This is a genomic window from Halomonas heilongjiangensis, assembly GCF_002879645.1.
GTDB classification, from domain to species: Bacteria; Pseudomonadota; Gammaproteobacteria; order Pseudomonadales; family Halomonadaceae; genus Halomonas; species Halomonas heilongjiangensis.
In genome coordinates this window covers 15,729-31,121 of the sequence record NZ_PNRE01000031.1, presented here as the reverse complement: position 1 = coordinate 31,121, position 15,393 = coordinate 15,729, and the positions used below count along the sequence as shown (strand labels likewise).

Sequence of the window (15,393 nt, the reverse complement as noted above, 5' to 3'; positions counted from 1 at the left end):
CCTGATTACCACAACCAAGCCAGGTGTTGCCCTGGTCATCGATGGGGAAAATCCCCCCCTTAGGTGATCAAGCTCATACGCTGATCCATACGGCCACCTACCAGCCTGTGTCCTATCAATAGCAACACCATAGCGGGCAGACGAGATTCAGTGCCACAGGATCAGCAACAATGAGGACCTGTCCCCCTTTTCTCCGCTGCCCTAAACTGGCGTGTTCATCGTCATATGAAGGAGAAACACCATGCAGTCACGCTACTTCTCCATCCACGACTTTCCCCAGGGCACGCCGAACCGCGAGCTGTTCGAGCTGCACGAGACCGAGCTTCCCGCCCTGGCCGAGGGCGAGGTGCGCATCCGCAACACCTGGCTGTCGGTGGACCCCTACATGCGCGGGCGCATGAGCGGGGTGAAGACCTACGTCGACCCCTTCGTCATCGGCGAGCCGCTGGAAGGCGCCGCGGTGGGCGAGGTGATCGAGTCCCGCGACTCCCGCCTGGCCGTGGGCGACAAGGTGCGGCACATGGCCGGCTGGCGAGACATCGCCCAGCTTCCGGGTGACCAGGTGGAGCCGCTGCCAAGCATCGAGGTACCCGAACAGGCCTACCTCGGCGTGCTCGGCATGCCGGGCATGACCGCCTGGACCGGGCTGAACCGGATCGCCGAGATGCGCGACGGCGACAACGTGCTGGTCAGCGCTGCCAGCGGCGCGGTGGGCTCGCTGGCCGTTCAACTGGCCAAGGCCCGGGGTGGTACCGTGGTGGGCATCGCCGGGGCACCCGAGAAACTCGAGTGGCTGGAATCCCACGGCATCAAGGCGGTGAGCTACCGCGATCGTGATACCCGACAGCTCACCGAAGCACTCACTGCCGCCTGCCCCGAAGGCTTCGATGTCTACTACGAGAACGTCGGCGGCGTCTGCCTGGAAGCGGCCCTCAACACCCTGCGTACCGGCGGCCGTATCGCCGTGTGCGGGATGATCGCCCACTACAACGCCGAGGAGTCGGCACCGGGGCCGAGCAACCTCGCGATGCTGCTGATCCGGCGCCTGCGCATGCAGGGCTTCATCATCTTCGATCACTGGGCCGACTATCCGCGCTTCCTGGAAGAGGTCGGCCCGCGGGTCGCCCGGGGCGAGATCGACTACACGGAAACCGTTGAAGAGGGGCTGGAGCGCACGCCGGACGCCTTCCTTGCGCTGTTCGAAGGCGCCAATACCGGCAAGATGCTGGTGCGGCTGTAACCGCGTCCCTCAATGAGCCGGCGCTGCGATCGTACTGTCTGATGCAGACCTCATGGGGTGATGGCCACTCCTTCAAGGCATCCAGTGCCGAGGGCACCTAAGCGGCTATCTCTCGTCCAGGCCCCTCAGGGTCGGCGCATGGCGGCGACCAGGGCGCTGGCCCCGATCAGGCTGCCGGCTCCGGTGCGGTGCAGGATACGGCGAAGCCGGGCGCTCAGCAGCTGGCCGCCGGTGGTGGCCAGGTAGGTGTAGGCGAGATCGCTGAGCACGCCGATGACCAGGAAGGTCGAGAACAGGATGGCCAACTGCGGCAACAAGGGCTGGTTCGGTGTCACGAACTGGGGCATGAAGGCCATGAAGAAGGCCAGGCTCTTGGGATTCAGCGCGGTGACGAGAAACGCCTTGGCCGTGCCGAGCCGGATGTCCGTGCCCGTAGGCTCCAGATCGCCCAGTCGACCGGCCTCGCGCCACATCCTGATGCCCAGGTAGAGCAGATAGGCGGCCCCGACCCACTTCAGTACCTGGAACAGTTCGGCGGAGCTCATCAGGAGCGCGCCTACCCCGGCGAACGACAGGGTCATGGCCAGCAGGTCACCCACGAAGAAGCCGGGCAACATGGCCAGGGCGGCCCGCCGCCCACGGTTGACCCCGGTGGCGACCAGCAGCGCCACGGCGGGGCCGGGGGACACGATGATCAACAGCGAGGCCAGGCAGAAGGAGAGCCAGAGTTCCAACGGCATAACGCGTTCCTCATGCGACGTTCAGTGGGTCATGTCCGTGACGATCGGCAAATGAACATGCTCATGAAGGATCACTGCCGCCACAGAGAAAAGCAACACGGCCATCAGGCCGTTGAAGCGGATGAGCCGGCGCGGGGTGGTGATCCGTCGGCCGGGCCCCGAGGGTGCGTTTACGTCGATCCGCCGCGGATGGCATTGAGGCGCTCGGAATCGGGGCCGTCCCTGAGGTATCCCCAGAAATATTTCTCGAATTATCAATATGTTGGGCATGGATTGATGGCAGGCTGCCAGCGCTGCCGGTCCCTATGGGGTCAGACCCCGGCGGCGTCGAATCCGCTCGCAAGGCGCACCATGATGGGCTTCGTGACTTGGTTGGGGTCTGACCCCATAGGGGCAGCCTCGGCGCCTTTTTCGGCGAACAAGCGATCAACGTCGAGCAAAATGAGGGGATTCGTCAGGGGCCGACCCTCAGGTCCTGCGCCTGCGATCGCGCCAGTGTGGGCAATCGCTTACATACGCGTAAGAGATGTGTGGCGATCGCTCCAACGGGTGGCACGGCCATAGACAACGCTCATAAACTCGCCACATCGCGATGGAGCAAGGAATCTCCCATGGATCTAGCGAAGATCGGCGACAAGGTGGCCTGCTCCTGCAAGGGCGGGCCGCATCGCATCGTTTCCGGTGCGTCCATGGCCCAGGTGGATGGCATTCCCATAGTGGGGGAACTGCTCGAGATGGAGCGGGAGGAGATGATTCGGCAGTTTTTGCCGTAAGCTGCACGATCTGTGGTGCCGAGCGTTACTTCCTCAGATCTTGTGCTTGCGATTCACGCCAGGACGCATCCAGATGGCGATAGACGAAGGTGGGGAACCGTTCAGGGCCAGCTTCGGTGCTCCCACTGGATCGCCCTCGGGGCGATTGAGGCTTCGCGGGATTGCTTCCCTTGGCAGGCTGAACATATTGGAGAATGAATGATTGCCAAGCGTGAACGCGGCAAGATGGAGCGACGACTGACCACTTCGTTGACCCACGCCTGCGAGCAGGCCAAGCCCGTACTGCCCGGCTTTTGCTGGCTGACACACGAGGTCGATTACCAGCGCTTTCCCGAGAGCCTGGTGGTGACTTGGGTGTTCGATACCCACCCCAACCTGGCGAATGCGCTCAAGGGCGATGCCCGACGCTGCATCGCCGACCTGACCGCCGAGGCACTGGCGGAGGCCGGCCTCGATGTCGGCGACGTCTCGCGGCATCTCGATTTCGACAGCGAAGAAGCGTGCCAGCGGGAACACGGCGGCGACTGGCAGCGTCGGCTACGCACCAAGCCAACGAGGCATTGAATGGCGAAGAAGATCGAAAGCCCGTGTGTCTCCGTTTGCCAACTGTCAGGAGGCCTGTGCACCGGCTGCGGCCGCACCGTGGAAGAGATACGCCATTGGAAAGCCATGAAGCGGCCCGAGAAGATGAAAACGGTGAAGCGCGCCGAGGAGCGCTTGAAGAAGACCACACGCGACTGACGCGCCAATTTTCTAACTATTCTTGATTTTTTGAATGGAAATCCTGTCTTTTAACTTAAACACAGATACATCATCTTAATTATCAGCGCATAACCGATTTTCTAGGAAGTGCTGCTAAACTCCGTGCATGACAGGCTCTGCCCCGCGGCGGAGCTTTTTGTATCCACCGGCAGGGAGTCCTTCATGGCCCGCAATATCATCGTTCTTGGTGCCGGCATGGTCGGCGTATCGGTGGCCTGGCATCTGGTGCGTCGCGGTCATGACGTCACGCTGGTGGACCGCCGCGAGCCGGGGCTCGAGACCTCCTTCGGCAATGCCGGCATCATCCAGCGCGAGGCGGTACGCCCCTACGCCTTTCCCCGTGATATCGGCACCCTGCTGCGGGTGCTGCCCAACCGCAAGGTGGATATCCGCTACCGCCCCACCGGCATGATGAACGCGGCGGGCCCGCTGCTGAACTACTGGCTGAACTCGAGTGGTAAGCGCTACGCGCGCATCGTAAACGAGTGGGCGTCGCTGATCATGCGCTGCCAGGATGCCCACGCGCCGATGATCGAGGCCGCCGGCGCCGAGGCGCTGGTGCGCAAGGGTGGCTGGCTGGAGCTTTACCGCACCCGTAAGGAGTTTGAGGAGCGCCAGGAAACGGCCAGGGAGAACCACGAGCGCTTCGGGGTCGAGTATGAGGTGCTGGACGCCGAGGCGCTCTACGCCAAGGAGCCGCATCTGGGCAAGGGGCTGATCGGGGCGATCTACTGGACGCAGCCCTGGATGGTCTCGGACCCGGGCGGCCTGGTGCAGGCCTACGCCCGCAGCTTTGCTGAACAGGGCGGCCGTGTGATGCAGGCCAGCGTCGAGGACGTGCTCCAGGTAGAGGGCGGCTGGCGGGTCAAGACCAGCGAGGGGGCCCTGGAGGCAGAGCAGGTGGTGGTGGCCTTGGGGCCCTGGGCCGGAGAACTACTGGCGAGGCTGGGCATGAAAATCCCGCTGTTCGTGAAGCGCGGCTACCATATGCACTACTCCGCGGAAGAGGGAGCCAAGCTCAACCACTGGGTGATGGACGCCGAGAAGGGGTTCCTGCTCGAGCCGATGCGCGCCGGGATTCGCCTGACCACCGGCGCCGAGCTTGCCGACCTGGACTCGCCGCCCCAGTACAAGCAACTGGCCGCCGCCGAAAAGGTGGCACGCAAGCTGTTCCCGCTGGGCAAGCGTCGTGACGGCCAGCCCTGGAAGGGGGCCCGGCCCTGCCTGCCTGACATGAAGCCGGTGATCGGTCCGGCCCCCGACAAGGCGGGGCTGTGGCTCGCCTTCGGCCACGGCCATCAGGGCTTCACCCTGGGCCCGGCCACCGGTGAGCTGCTCGCCCAGATGATGGATGGCGAAGAACCCGCGGTGGATATGGCCCCGTTCCGCGTCGATCGCTTCTGAAACGCTACCTCGCTTGACCCGCTAGCTCGATCGCAGCGCCTGCAGCACCAGCCGCCGCTCCAGGTGTTCGTTCCAGCCGGTGGGCCGATCCAGCTCGAGCCGGGCCAGCAGCGACTTTTCAGCGTCGTTCGCTTGGCCTGTGCCCAGTGTACCGAGCAGGGCTTTCAGCTTGCCGCGCCGGGTGGCGGTGCGCGCCTTGAGCTGCTTGAGGGCCTTGCCCAGGGTCAGCTCGTCGTCGGTGAAGTCGGTGCCGAACGGAAAACGGGGAAAGACCTGCTCACCCCCCATCTGCTCAAAGTGCTGCGCCAATCGCTGCGGGGTATTGTCCCGCCAGTGCGCGGGACTCTCGAAGTCGGCGGCCACTTTACCGGTGTCCTTGGCCTGCGCCAGCAGCTCGGACTGAAAACGCGCATCGGCAATGGCGATCAACGCCAGGTATACCTGCTCATCAGACCGACCGCGCAAATCGGCAATACCGTATTCGGTGATCACGATATCGCGCAGATGGCGGGGTATGGTGCAGTGGCCATAGCTGAACAGAATATTGGACTGGGTTTCGCCGCCGCTCTCGCGGGTACTGCGCAAGGTAATGACCGAGCGAGCCCCGCTCAGCTCGTGGGCCATGGCGACAAAATTGTACTGCCCGCCCACACCACTGATCACCCGGCCATCCTCCAGGCCGTCGGAGACCACCGCCCCATCGAGCGTGCACAGCATGGCAGAGTTGATAAACCGCGCGTGCTGGCGCTGGGCCACCTTGAGCCGTTGCTTTCCGAAGCAGTGATCGTAGAGATCATTGATGTAGTTGACGCTGGTCATGTTGATGCGCGCGCGCTCGGCGTCGGACAGCGCGTGCAGCTTGTCGTAGAAACGCCGTGGCCCCAGATAAAAGCCGCCGTGCATCACCACACCCTTGGCCGCGCTGGGGTGGTCGCTGCTCTCGGGGTCGATCTCGCCCCGGTTGATCGCTTCCTGAAAGTCGGCGTCCGCAAAGACCCGGCGCTTGAGCACTCCGCCTTCCATCAGGTAGATAAACCCATCCACCATCATCTCGCTGCAGCCATAAAGCCCCTGGCTGAAGGGCTGGGCGTCGCCCCACTGCTCGGCCACCGGAAACCGCTGGGCCACCTGCAGGTACCGGTAAATCGCTTGCCAGCGGGCATTGTCCCGCTGGCGCAACAGGGTGCTGTGCACCAGCGCCGCCCCCAGAGAACCGATGCCGATTTGCAGCGTGCCGGCATCCTTCAGCAAACAGCTGGCGTAGAAGCCGATCAGGTGATCTTCCGGCGAGATGGGCGTCTGGGGCGCGCTGAACAACGGGTAGTCGGTACCCGGGTTTTCCAACAGCAGGTCGAAGTCGGTACGCGCCAGGGCCGCGTCATTACCCATATACGGCAGGTGTTGATTGGTTTCCGCAACGCAAGCGGTGGCATAGGGCTGCGCGCGTAGCCGGGGCAACAGATCCAGGGTCAGGTCCGGGTTGCAGCTCAGGCTCACCGTCTCGCCCCGCTCATCGGGCGCCACCAACTGACCGATCACATTGATGCCCTGGGCCATTAAATCGCGCAGCGCGTGGGTGTAGTTGGTGCAGATATAACGGCGCTGCTGGTCGGCATTGTTTTTCAGGTTGCCGGCCTGGAAAAAGAATTCCGACACCGTGACATTGTCCGGCAGGCGGTTGGCCTGGGCATCCCGGGCATAGGCCAGCTCGGGGATATCGCCGTACAGGCGCTCGACAAAAGGCCCCAGGAAACGCCGCTCCAGGGAGGAACTGCCCGCCGGTGCCAGCAAGGAGAGAGCGGTGAGGATATGCAGCTTGATCGTCGGGTCGCGCTGGGTGCGGGCATAGAGGGCATTCACAAAACGCAGGGGTTTACCCAACCCCAGCGGCAGCCCCAACACTATGTTCTTGCCCACCCGATCGATGACCTGATCCACGCACGCCTCAGCGTCCTGGTAACTCACCGGCTCAGCCATAGACTGAACCCCCATCCTTGGCTTCGATACGCTCAAAGCTAGCACATGGGGCGGTTGAAGCGGATGAGCAGGCGCGGGGTGGTGATCCGTCGGCCGGAAGCCCCCTCAATGATGCGTTCACGTCGAACCACCGCGGATGGAATGGAGGCTCTCGGAATCGGGGCCGTCCCTCATGCCCTTCGCCTGCGATCACGCCAGTGTGGGCAATCGCCTACAAGCGCGTAAGAGTTATATGGCGATTGCTCCAACGGGTGGCACGGCCATAGACAAAGCCCATAAACTTGCCACATTACTATGGAGCAAGGAATCTCCCATGGATCTTGCGAAGATCGGCGACAAGGTGGCCTGCTCCTGCAAGGGCGGGCCGCATCGCATCGTTTCCGGTGCGTCCATGGCCCAGGTGGATGGCATTCCCATCGCCAGGGTCGGCGACAAGAGTTCCTGTGGGGCCACCATCACCGCCGGCGCAAGCTGGTATTCGATTGAAGGTTCACCTGCCGCTATCCATGGCAGCGCGACCTCATGTGGTGGATATGTCGAAGCGGCTTCTACTACGATTACCGGCTCACCCACCAGAGCGGGCACGCAGGCAGCCGTCTCTCAAGCTCACACAGCCTCCGTTGATGCGCCCAGGCACATGGATGATGCATTCATGACCTCATTTTCCGAAAACAACACAGAAGCCGTATACGAGTATGTTGCCGAAGAAAGCGAAGTTATCATGAACCAGCCAGCCTATCTTCCGGTAGAGGGTGTTGGCCTCAATGGTGGCTATATCTTTCGGAACCATATCACCATCAGGAACAATACCCTTCATATATCGTCACGCGGTGGAGCACCCTCGGCCCAAGCCCCGGGTTCAGGCACTGCTATTCTCAACATGCGAGCCGAGCTAAGGGATGGCGACCAGCTTCTGGAGACGGCCGTTCTAAAGAACACCGGCATCAATGCCTGGCCAGATGAACCACAGTACATTCCGATAGGCCACGCCTCTCTTCCCTTGCCCGCACCACAGCCCGGCAAGGCGCTTTCTCTTTACCTGCAAGGCACTTTCCAATATCAGACCAGTGCAGGGTCGGCAACGCCAATACCCCCCAGCACCAGCAAGACGACTCCCATTCAGGTAGTAGAGAAACAACATGCTCCGTAAATTATTCTTTATCATTCCGCTGTTTTTTCTTCTCTCGGCCTGCCAAGAAGGCATGAGCAATGAGATTCATGGTGATTCTGTCGAGCTTCAAAGACAAGCCAACGAAGAGGTCGCCTTCGGCATAGCGGAAGGAAATAGCGACAGACTGGACAGGGCGAAGGATCTGATAGAGCAGTCACTGCAAGCAGATCCCAACAACCATGCAGCGCTACTCAATAGAGCGCAGATCGCCGTCTACCAGCAGAATTACGAGCTTGCACTACGCGATGTGGAAAGCGCTTACGACATTGCACCGAGCAATGACTCACTGCCACTTTTTCGCTGCATGCTGATAGAGGAAGTCAAGGGGGATGACAGCGGGAAGGAGTGCTACTCAGCGGTCGAGGAAAATTACGCCGAGCAGCATCGTGAAGACAGCCAAATCCCTGCCAACTGGGCAGGCGCGGCTATCCTGGCCGACAGCCACTCTGCACCAGAGCTGGCCGAGGCATATCTTGAGCAGGAAAAGGCCAAGGGTGAGATGGAAGCAGAGATGGCCGAGATGACAATCGAGAGCCTCCAGGATGGAAGCTATGTGGACCAAGTGTTGATGCGGCAGCTATGACTGGCCATCGATAAAGCTGGCTACAGCCGGCAAATCCACCACGTTGGCAAATCATGGGGCCTCATATTGCTGATATGACAGTGGTACGCTAATGTGCATCACCGTGGCCCCATCACCGACTGGAGTCTCTGCATGGAGTGCGACGCCAGCACCGAATGCCCCTTCTGCCATCCGGAAAGAGCCAGGGTCATCGCCCGACACTCGCACTTCTTCGTGTTTGAAGATGGCTTCCCCGTGTCGCCAGGGCATACCTTGGTGATTCCCAACCGGCACGTCGCGACGATTGCCGAACTCAGTACCGATGAGCAGGCGGCGCTTTTCCCTGCGGTGCTCGATGCCCAGAGACGACTCGACGAGAGCCACCGGCCGGATGGTTACAATATCGGCATCAACCAGGGAGCGGCAGGTGGCCAAACGGTGCCGCACCTGCATGTACATGTCATCCCACGCTATCACGGCGACCAGCCAGACCCTCGCGGCGGGGTTCGCTGGATCTTTCCCGACAAGGCGGATTACTGGTCATGACGATACAGCCGCCCCCTTGTGGCGAGGTCGATACTCACGCCTTCAGCCAGCTCTTCAACAGCACGACCAACTCTTACAAGCTGGCCTTCTTCCAGGCCCTGCTCAACATCCTGACGGATAGGGAAAGGAGCGGCGCTCGCGACTGCACCATCGAGCTACGGGAACTGGCGACCGAAATGCTGGCCCTCGCCTGGTACCCCCACAACTTCTTCCGACTCTCCTTCGGCCTTCAGGACCAGACCGGCAACGTCCTTGATCGGCTGGATTTCAACCTGGATGAGCGAGCGCTGACCAACCCGAACACCCACGCTCGGCTAAGGCAGGCGATTGCGGACCAGTACAATGTGATTCAGGCCGACGGCCTGCTACGCTTCGTGCCTTACCGGCTGCTGTCGCCGTTCTTCGCCTCCGAGTTGAAGGGTCTCAGGGACAGCCAGAAGGACGGGCGCATCAGGGAACTCGCCAATGCCCGATTCTCGAGCCACTCGCCGCCCATCTATCGCTTCACGGAAGGCGGGAATGCGATTGAGGTCCACCCCGCCTGGCGAGACTATCTTGTTCAGGGAATGGCCATCATCGATGGCTGGGTGAAGCACAACTGGATCGGCTACCTGCAGGATCGCAACCCCAACACACCCGCGATCATCAAGAAGATCATGCCACCTCTGCAGCGTTCTCCCCTGACTCGGCAGACGCGCTTCTGGCAGATGGTGATGGCGCAATCCACGCAGCGGTGTATCTACACGGCAGGCCCGATAGAGCCGAGTGACTTCGCGCTGGATCACTTCATCCCCTGGTCATTCGTCTGCCATGATCAACTGTGGAACCTGATCCCGGTATCCAGCACGGTCAACTCCTCGAAAGGAAGCCGCCTGCCCCTGGAAACGCATGTGGACAGGTTCATCGAAGCTCAATATCACGCCTTGAGGATTGGCCACAGCCACCTGACAGACGCAGCCTGGAACAAGGCCACCGAGCCCTACGTCAGCGACCTCCAGCTGTCCCGGCAGGCACTGCTCGACGGCCCGAGGCTCGACAGCGCCTATCGCAACACCTTGAGCCCGCTGATCTCGCTAGCCAGGCAGATGGGCTTCTCCGATTTCCATGGAAAATCAGAGGTAATGAGGGTCCCATCCCTCATTACCCCTGATGTAGATGGGGGTTGACGAGCAGACGATCCATGCGCTTGATGGTGTGCTTCGGGGTAGTGTCGCCGGGGAGATGACGCCCCAATGCCGTCACCCCCAAGCGCTGACCAGTCAGCAGCACCTGCACGGCACCAAAGACGGTATTCAGGCAGAGAGCATGGATGACCTGGACTGAATCCGACAGGATCTTGTGCGAGAATCGGGGGCTGCATGGGCTCCTCGGTATATTGTTGGTTTGGCGATTGACAACACACCTACCAATGCAGACTCTTTCAATCCTAATGTGCTGATTTTCTTATTTTTCCTGGGGATCCCTCAGGGTCCCACCCTCATTTCCTGCTTAGCGCTTCCCCCTGAGCCCAGCCGCAGGATATGGGCGATGCGTTGCTTGGGGCTGGCTAAACGCCAACTTGACACGGAAGTCATTTTAAACTACTTTAACTTCCATATTTTTTTAACTTCCAAGCGGTAGCTTCTCATGGCCGATTTTTCCCATACCTTCCCAGCCGCTAGGGGCGTACAGTCAGGTAGGCCTTGTTATGTTGCCATGTGCCCGATGCGATTGATTCCTAAGATTTTTATTTTTGACAGCCAGGAGGTGCCACCAGAGCTACGGGCCCAACGTACGCTCAATCGCACTCGGGTTCCCGATATTGTGAGCTATCTGGTCGAAAACCCGACTGACTACACCCTATCAGCTATCACAGCATCCATCGATGCCCATGTTTCATTTGAGCCCAGTACCGATACTGGTCTTGGGCAAAATTTAGGGCTGCTCTCTATTCCGATGGACGCCAAAATCCTGATAAATGACGGTCAGCATCGTAGGGAAGCCATTATCCAGGCAATCGAGCAGAACCCCGAGCTTGGCTACGACAATATTCCAGTGCTGTTCTTCATTGATGAGGGGCTGCAGCGTAGTCAGCAAATGTTTGCCGACTTGAACAAGCACGCTGTTCGACCGAGCGATTCAATTAGCACGCTCTATGATCACCGCGATGCTATTTCCAAGCTAGCCCGAAGTGTTGCTGAAAACGTGACGGCATTCTCCCGGCTCACCGAAATGGAAAAATCGAGCATTTCAAACCGAAGTAGCAAGCTGTTTACACTCTCTGCCATCAAAAATGCGTCCAAAACGCTGTTGGCAAAAGGCAAGGGAGACGCCATCACTCAGGATGAGCAAGAGCTTGCCATCGTTTTCTGGAACGAAGTCTCAGTCAATATGCAGGATTGGCAACTGGCACTTGAAAAGAAAGTCGCAACCTGTGATTTAAGAGAGCAATACATCCATTCCCATGGCGTCATGCTGCAGGCTATGGGGCATATCGGAGCAGGTCTTCTTTACAAGCCTAAATCCCAATGGAGCCCCATTCTGAAAGGTCTCCAGCGTATCGATTGGGCACGTGCCAACAGGGAATGGGAAGGCCGTGCCATGCATCACGGGCGGATCAGCAAAGCCCGTAGCAGCGTGGTGTTGACGGGGAATTACATCAAGCATCAATTAGGTATTGCGTTGACAGAAAGTGAGCGCGAATACGAGGAGGCGCTTAAACAATGACAACGCAAGAGCAGTTTATTTACCCTGATCACGTCTCGATGATCAAAGAGACGACGATATCCGGGCGGCCGTTAGTGGATTTGGTCGGCGAGGTACAGCGTATTTATACTTCAGATGACCGCCCATGGATTATCGGTTTTAGTGGCGGCAAGGACTCGACATGCGTTCTGTCACTCGTCTATACCGCGCTTATCGAACTCCCTCCCGAGCAGCGGACAAAACACATCTACGTCGTGTCGTCGGACACCCTAGTGGAGACACCAGTTGTCGTCGACATGATTCAGCGTGTACTGAAGGACATCAACGAAGCCGCAGCATGCGAACAACTGCCTATCAGTGCTCATAGCGTTGAACCGAAGACGGATCAGACCTTCTGGGTCAACTTGATCGGCCGTGGCTATCCGGCGCCTAATCAAACATTCAGATGGTGCACTGAACGGATGAAGATTGACCCGGTCAGTGAATTCATTCTAGAGACAGTCGCGCAATTTGGGGAAACCGTGGTGGTGCTTGGTTCGCGCAGCCAGGAGAGTGCTTCCCGCGCGCAGGTGATTGCTAAGCACAAGATTGACGGCTCTGCTCTGAGCAGGCACAGCTCGCTTCCCAATGCCTACACCTACATGCCGATTGAAAGTTGGTCGGCGGATGATGTCTGGATGTATCTGATGAGCGCCCCTTGCCCCTGGGGCGGGTCAAACCGGGAGCTATTTGAGTTGTATAAAGGCTCTAACCAGGGCGAATGCCCGCTGGTGATCGATAAAAGCACTCCTTCCTGCGGGAACAGCCGTTTCGGCTGCTGGACGTGCACAGTAGTAACTGATGACAAAGCCCTACACGGGTTGATCGAGTCTGGTGCAACCTGGATGGAGCCGCTGCTGAAATTCCGCAATAAACTCTACGATTCGCGCCAGCCTCACAATGCCGAAGAGTACCGTAACTTCCGGCGCCGGACGGGCCGCGTATCGTACAATTCGGGCGATATTAACGATGATAGCGTGAAAGATGTGCGGCACATTCCCGGCCCTTACTGGCTTTCTAAGCGCAAGGAGTTCCTGCAGGAGCTGCTTGAGATCGAGAAACAGATCAACGAGGGCGGTGAAGCGATCGAACTAATCACCCGGCCCGAGTTGCACATGATTCGCAGAGAGTGGCTAAGGGACCCAAACGAGCCGGATTGGGAAGACTCTTTGCCGGGCATTTACCGCGCTGTTTATGGCGAAGATCTCGACTGGATCGAAGATGATGCTGGCGCCTTTACCAAAGCTGATTCAAGCACGCTAGAAGCGCTGTCCGAGAAATACAATGTGCCGGCCGCTCTGGTTCGCAAAATGCTTGAGGCAGAACTTCAGGTCTCCGGTTTAGGTAACCGGCGAGGGATTTTGAACAAGCTGGAATCCATTCTGCAACGAGACTGGGAAGCGCTTGAAGTGATCAATGAACGCAACGAGTCATTTCGTAAGCGCGGTAAATCCCACGTCGAGGAAATCAAACATGAATTCGCTGAGTTTCTGCAGTAATGCTTATTAAAGACCTAACCCTGACGGACTTCCGCGTCTACGCAGGGGAAAACCATTTTAACCTAGCGCCGAAAAAAACATCGGGCAGACATTGTCCAATTATCCTTTTTGGCGGACTGAATGGTGCAGGAAAAACCACCATTTTATCTGGCGTTCGCTTGGCACTTTATGGGCGCGCTTCGCTGGGGGGCAATGTTTCTCAAAAACGCTATGAGGCATTTTTGCTCGATTCCATTCACTTTTCCCGATATACGAAGCGTGCGGCCAATACAGCATCCGTCGAGCTGGTGTTTACCTACTCCAAACTCGGCGTGGAGTACGAATACCGCGTCAAACGCGCCTGGGAGCGTAAAAGCAAAGGTGTCAAGGAATCGCTGACCATTGCCGAAGACGGCCAGCAGGTGAAAGGGCTAAGTCAGGAGCAGGCACAGGGTTTTTTGAACGAGCTGATCCCAATTGGTGTTTCCGATCTATTCTTCTTCGATGGTGAGAAAATTGCAGAACTCGCAGATAACAGCGGCGGCGCAGTGCTGGAGCAGTCCATCAAGAAGCTACTTGGGCTGGATGTGGCTGAGCGCCTTTCAGGAGATTTGACGGTACTGAACCGCAACCTTACCAAGCGCTCCTCCGCCCACGCTATTCAGGATGACATCAATGCCCAGAAAAAAGCGCTGGATGAACACCGAGAACGGATTGAAAAATTACGGCAACAGATCACCACGGCCACTGCTGAGCGGGCAGAAGTAGAAACACGCGCCAACCAGCTTCAAGATGCCATTAGTGAACGCGGCGGCCATTTCTCGACCTCTCGGCAGGAGCTTGAAAAGCAACTCGACCAGCTGAACACTGAGCGTGATGAATTGATGTCTCGCCTGGCGGTACTGCTTTCTGATGCCGCACCTATTGCCCTAGCGGATGAGTTTTGTGTACGAGTTGAGCAGCAGGTTGAGCAGGATTTGAACACGCAGCGCACCCTGCAGGCCAATCAGGCACTGGAAGCCTCCTTCGCCAAGGCGACCGAACACCTCAAGGGGAAGTTGGATGAACACGCGATTAGCGTGGTGGAAAAAGAGTTTGCCGCGCTTCGTCAGAGTTCGCTCGAGAGTCCCTCCACCCAGCCAGTGCATGATCTCACGCCCTCACAGGCGGGCAAGCTTTTTGCCTCCTTAAGTGATGCCCGGCAACAAAAGAAGGAAGCAGGTCGGCTCTTTAATGAGCTTGAGCGCGTGGAGACCCTTCTGGATGAGCTGGGGGCAGCCCTAGCACGAGCTCCCGATGATTCATTAATCGCCAATGATTTCCAGAATCTTCAAACCCAGCAGCAGCAGCTTGGCAAGCTGAATGCCCAGTTGGAAGCACTTAAGCAGCAGGGTCGTGAAGAGGCCAACAAGGCCGTTGAGGCCGCGCGCCGGCTGGATAAACTCTACGACGATGCAGCGAAAAGTAGCGATCAACAGCGCATGCTTGATTACATCAACAACGCCAATGGCTTGTTGAGAGATTTCGTCAACGATACAGCCACGACTAAAGTGCGTGCTCTTGAGATTCAGTTTACGGAGTGCTTTGCCAAGCTGGCCCGTAAAGAGGATATGAACCTCAATATCGAGATCAATCCACAGACCTTCGATGTAGCCTTGCTGGCCCATGATGATCGTGTCATCGGCAAGGACGAGCTCTCAGCTGGGGAAAAGCAGATATTTGCAATAGCCGTGCTGGAAGCACTTGCAAAAACATCTGGCCGTCAACTACCAATGATTATCGACACTCCCTTAGGACGCCTCGATTCCAAGCACCGCAGCAAATTGATTGAGGGCTATTTTCCTATCGCTAGCCATCAGATGATCGTATTGTCAACCGATACTGAAGTCGACGAGTCCTTCTACTCAGAGCTAAAGCCTGATATAGCAAGAGCCTACAAACTGGAATATGATCCCAACTTAGGCGTGACATCGGTGCAAAAGGGATATTTCTGGGAAATGAGCGAGGCCTTTTGAA

The 15,393-nt window shown here is 58.5% G+C and carries 14 protein-coding genes; 12 read left to right on the top strand and 2 right to left on the bottom strand.

Going from position 1 to position 15,393, the window contains the following annotated elements; translation table 11 throughout:
* The first annotated feature begins 241 nt into the window (after positions 1 to 241).
* The gene (locus C1H66_RS06630) at positions 242 to 1,240 is read left to right on the top strand and encodes an NADP-dependent oxidoreductase (RefSeq protein ID WP_102627115.1); all 999 of its coding nucleotides are present in this window, start codon (positions 242 to 244) and stop codon (positions 1,238 to 1,240) included.
* 125 nt (positions 1,241 to 1,365) lie between these two features.
* Here C1H66_RS06630 and C1H66_RS06625 read toward each other — a convergent pair whose 3' ends face one another.
* Positions 1,366 to 1,980, bottom strand: a complete 615-nt coding sequence (locus C1H66_RS06625; RefSeq protein ID WP_102627114.1) for a LysE family translocator — start codon at positions 1,978 to 1,980, stop codon at positions 1,366 to 1,368.
* 611 nt (positions 1,981 to 2,591) lie between these two features.
* Between C1H66_RS06625 and C1H66_RS22830 the strand changes: the two genes are divergently transcribed.
* From C1H66_RS22830 to C1H66_RS06610, 4 genes are all read left to right on the top strand, one after another.
* Positions 2,592 to 2,753, top strand: coding sequence for a PAAR domain-containing protein (locus C1H66_RS22830; protein ID WP_170064109.1), 162 nt, complete (start codon positions 2,592 to 2,594; stop codon positions 2,751 to 2,753).
* A 198-nt stretch (positions 2,754 to 2,951) separates the two neighbouring features.
* Positions 2,952 to 3,317 (top strand): hypothetical protein, encoded by a 366-nt coding sequence (locus tag C1H66_RS06620; RefSeq protein ID WP_102627113.1) that lies wholly within the window; start codon positions 2,952 to 2,954, stop codon positions 3,315 to 3,317.
* Complete coding sequence (locus tag C1H66_RS06615) at positions 3,318 to 3,494, top strand: DUF1289 domain-containing protein (protein WP_102627112.1); 177 nt, start codon at positions 3,318 to 3,320, stop codon at positions 3,492 to 3,494.
* A gap of 183 nt (positions 3,495 to 3,677) precedes the next feature.
* On the top strand, positions 3,678 to 4,919 hold the full coding sequence (locus tag C1H66_RS06610; RefSeq protein WP_102627111.1) for an NAD(P)/FAD-dependent oxidoreductase: 1,242 nt from the start codon (positions 3,678 to 3,680) through the stop codon (positions 4,917 to 4,919).
* A gap of 21 nt (positions 4,920 to 4,940) precedes the next feature.
* Here the strand turns inward: C1H66_RS06610 and C1H66_RS06605 are convergent, their stop codons facing one another.
* The gene (locus C1H66_RS06605) at positions 4,941 to 6,857 is read right to left on the bottom strand and encodes an acetyl-CoA hydrolase/transferase C-terminal domain-containing protein (protein WP_240618232.1); all 1,917 of its coding nucleotides are present in this window, start codon (positions 6,855 to 6,857) and stop codon (positions 4,941 to 4,943) included.
* A gap of 352 nt (positions 6,858 to 7,209) precedes the next feature.
* Between C1H66_RS06605 and C1H66_RS06600 the strand changes: the two genes are divergently transcribed.
* The 7 genes from C1H66_RS06600 to dndD all read left to right on the top strand — a co-directional run bounded on the left by C1H66_RS06600 (position 7,210) and on the right by dndD (position 15,392).
* A complete protein-coding gene (locus C1H66_RS06600; RefSeq protein ID WP_102627109.1) occupies positions 7,210 to 8,046 on the top strand; it encodes a PAAR domain-containing protein in 837 nt (278 codons plus the stop codon).
* On the top strand, positions 8,036 to 8,650 hold the full coding sequence (locus C1H66_RS06595) for a tetratricopeptide repeat protein (protein ID WP_102627108.1): 615 nt from the start codon (positions 8,036 to 8,038) through the stop codon (positions 8,648 to 8,650). Before C1H66_RS06600 ends, C1H66_RS06595 begins: the two co-directional genes overlap by 11 nt.
* A gap of 132 nt (positions 8,651 to 8,782) precedes the next feature.
* Positions 8,783 to 9,175, top strand: a complete 393-nt coding sequence (locus C1H66_RS06590; protein ID WP_102627107.1) for an HIT family protein — start codon at positions 8,783 to 8,785, stop codon at positions 9,173 to 9,175.
* Complete coding sequence (locus C1H66_RS06585) at positions 9,172 to 10,341, top strand: HNH endonuclease domain-containing protein (protein ID WP_102627106.1); 1,170 nt, start codon at positions 9,172 to 9,174, stop codon at positions 10,339 to 10,341. Before C1H66_RS06590 ends, C1H66_RS06585 begins: the two co-directional genes overlap by 4 nt.
* Positions 10,342 to 10,801: 460 nt before the next feature.
* Positions 10,802 to 11,881, top strand: coding sequence for a DNA sulfur modification protein DndB (gene dndB, locus C1H66_RS06580; protein WP_102627105.1), 1,080 nt, complete (start codon positions 10,802 to 10,804; stop codon positions 11,879 to 11,881).
* Positions 11,878 to 13,398 carry a DNA phosphorothioation system sulfurtransferase DndC gene (dndC, locus tag C1H66_RS06575; RefSeq protein ID WP_102627104.1) on the top strand — a complete coding sequence of 507 codons (1,521 nt, stop codon included), beginning with the start codon at positions 11,878 to 11,880 and terminating at the stop codon, positions 13,396 to 13,398. Before dndB ends, dndC begins: the two co-directional genes overlap by 4 nt.
* Positions 13,398 to 15,392, top strand: coding sequence for a DNA sulfur modification protein DndD (gene dndD / locus C1H66_RS06570; RefSeq protein WP_102627103.1), 1,995 nt, complete (start codon positions 13,398 to 13,400; stop codon positions 15,390 to 15,392). Before dndC ends, dndD begins: the two co-directional genes overlap by 1 nt.
* The last annotated feature ends 1 nt before the right edge of the window (position 15,393 follow it).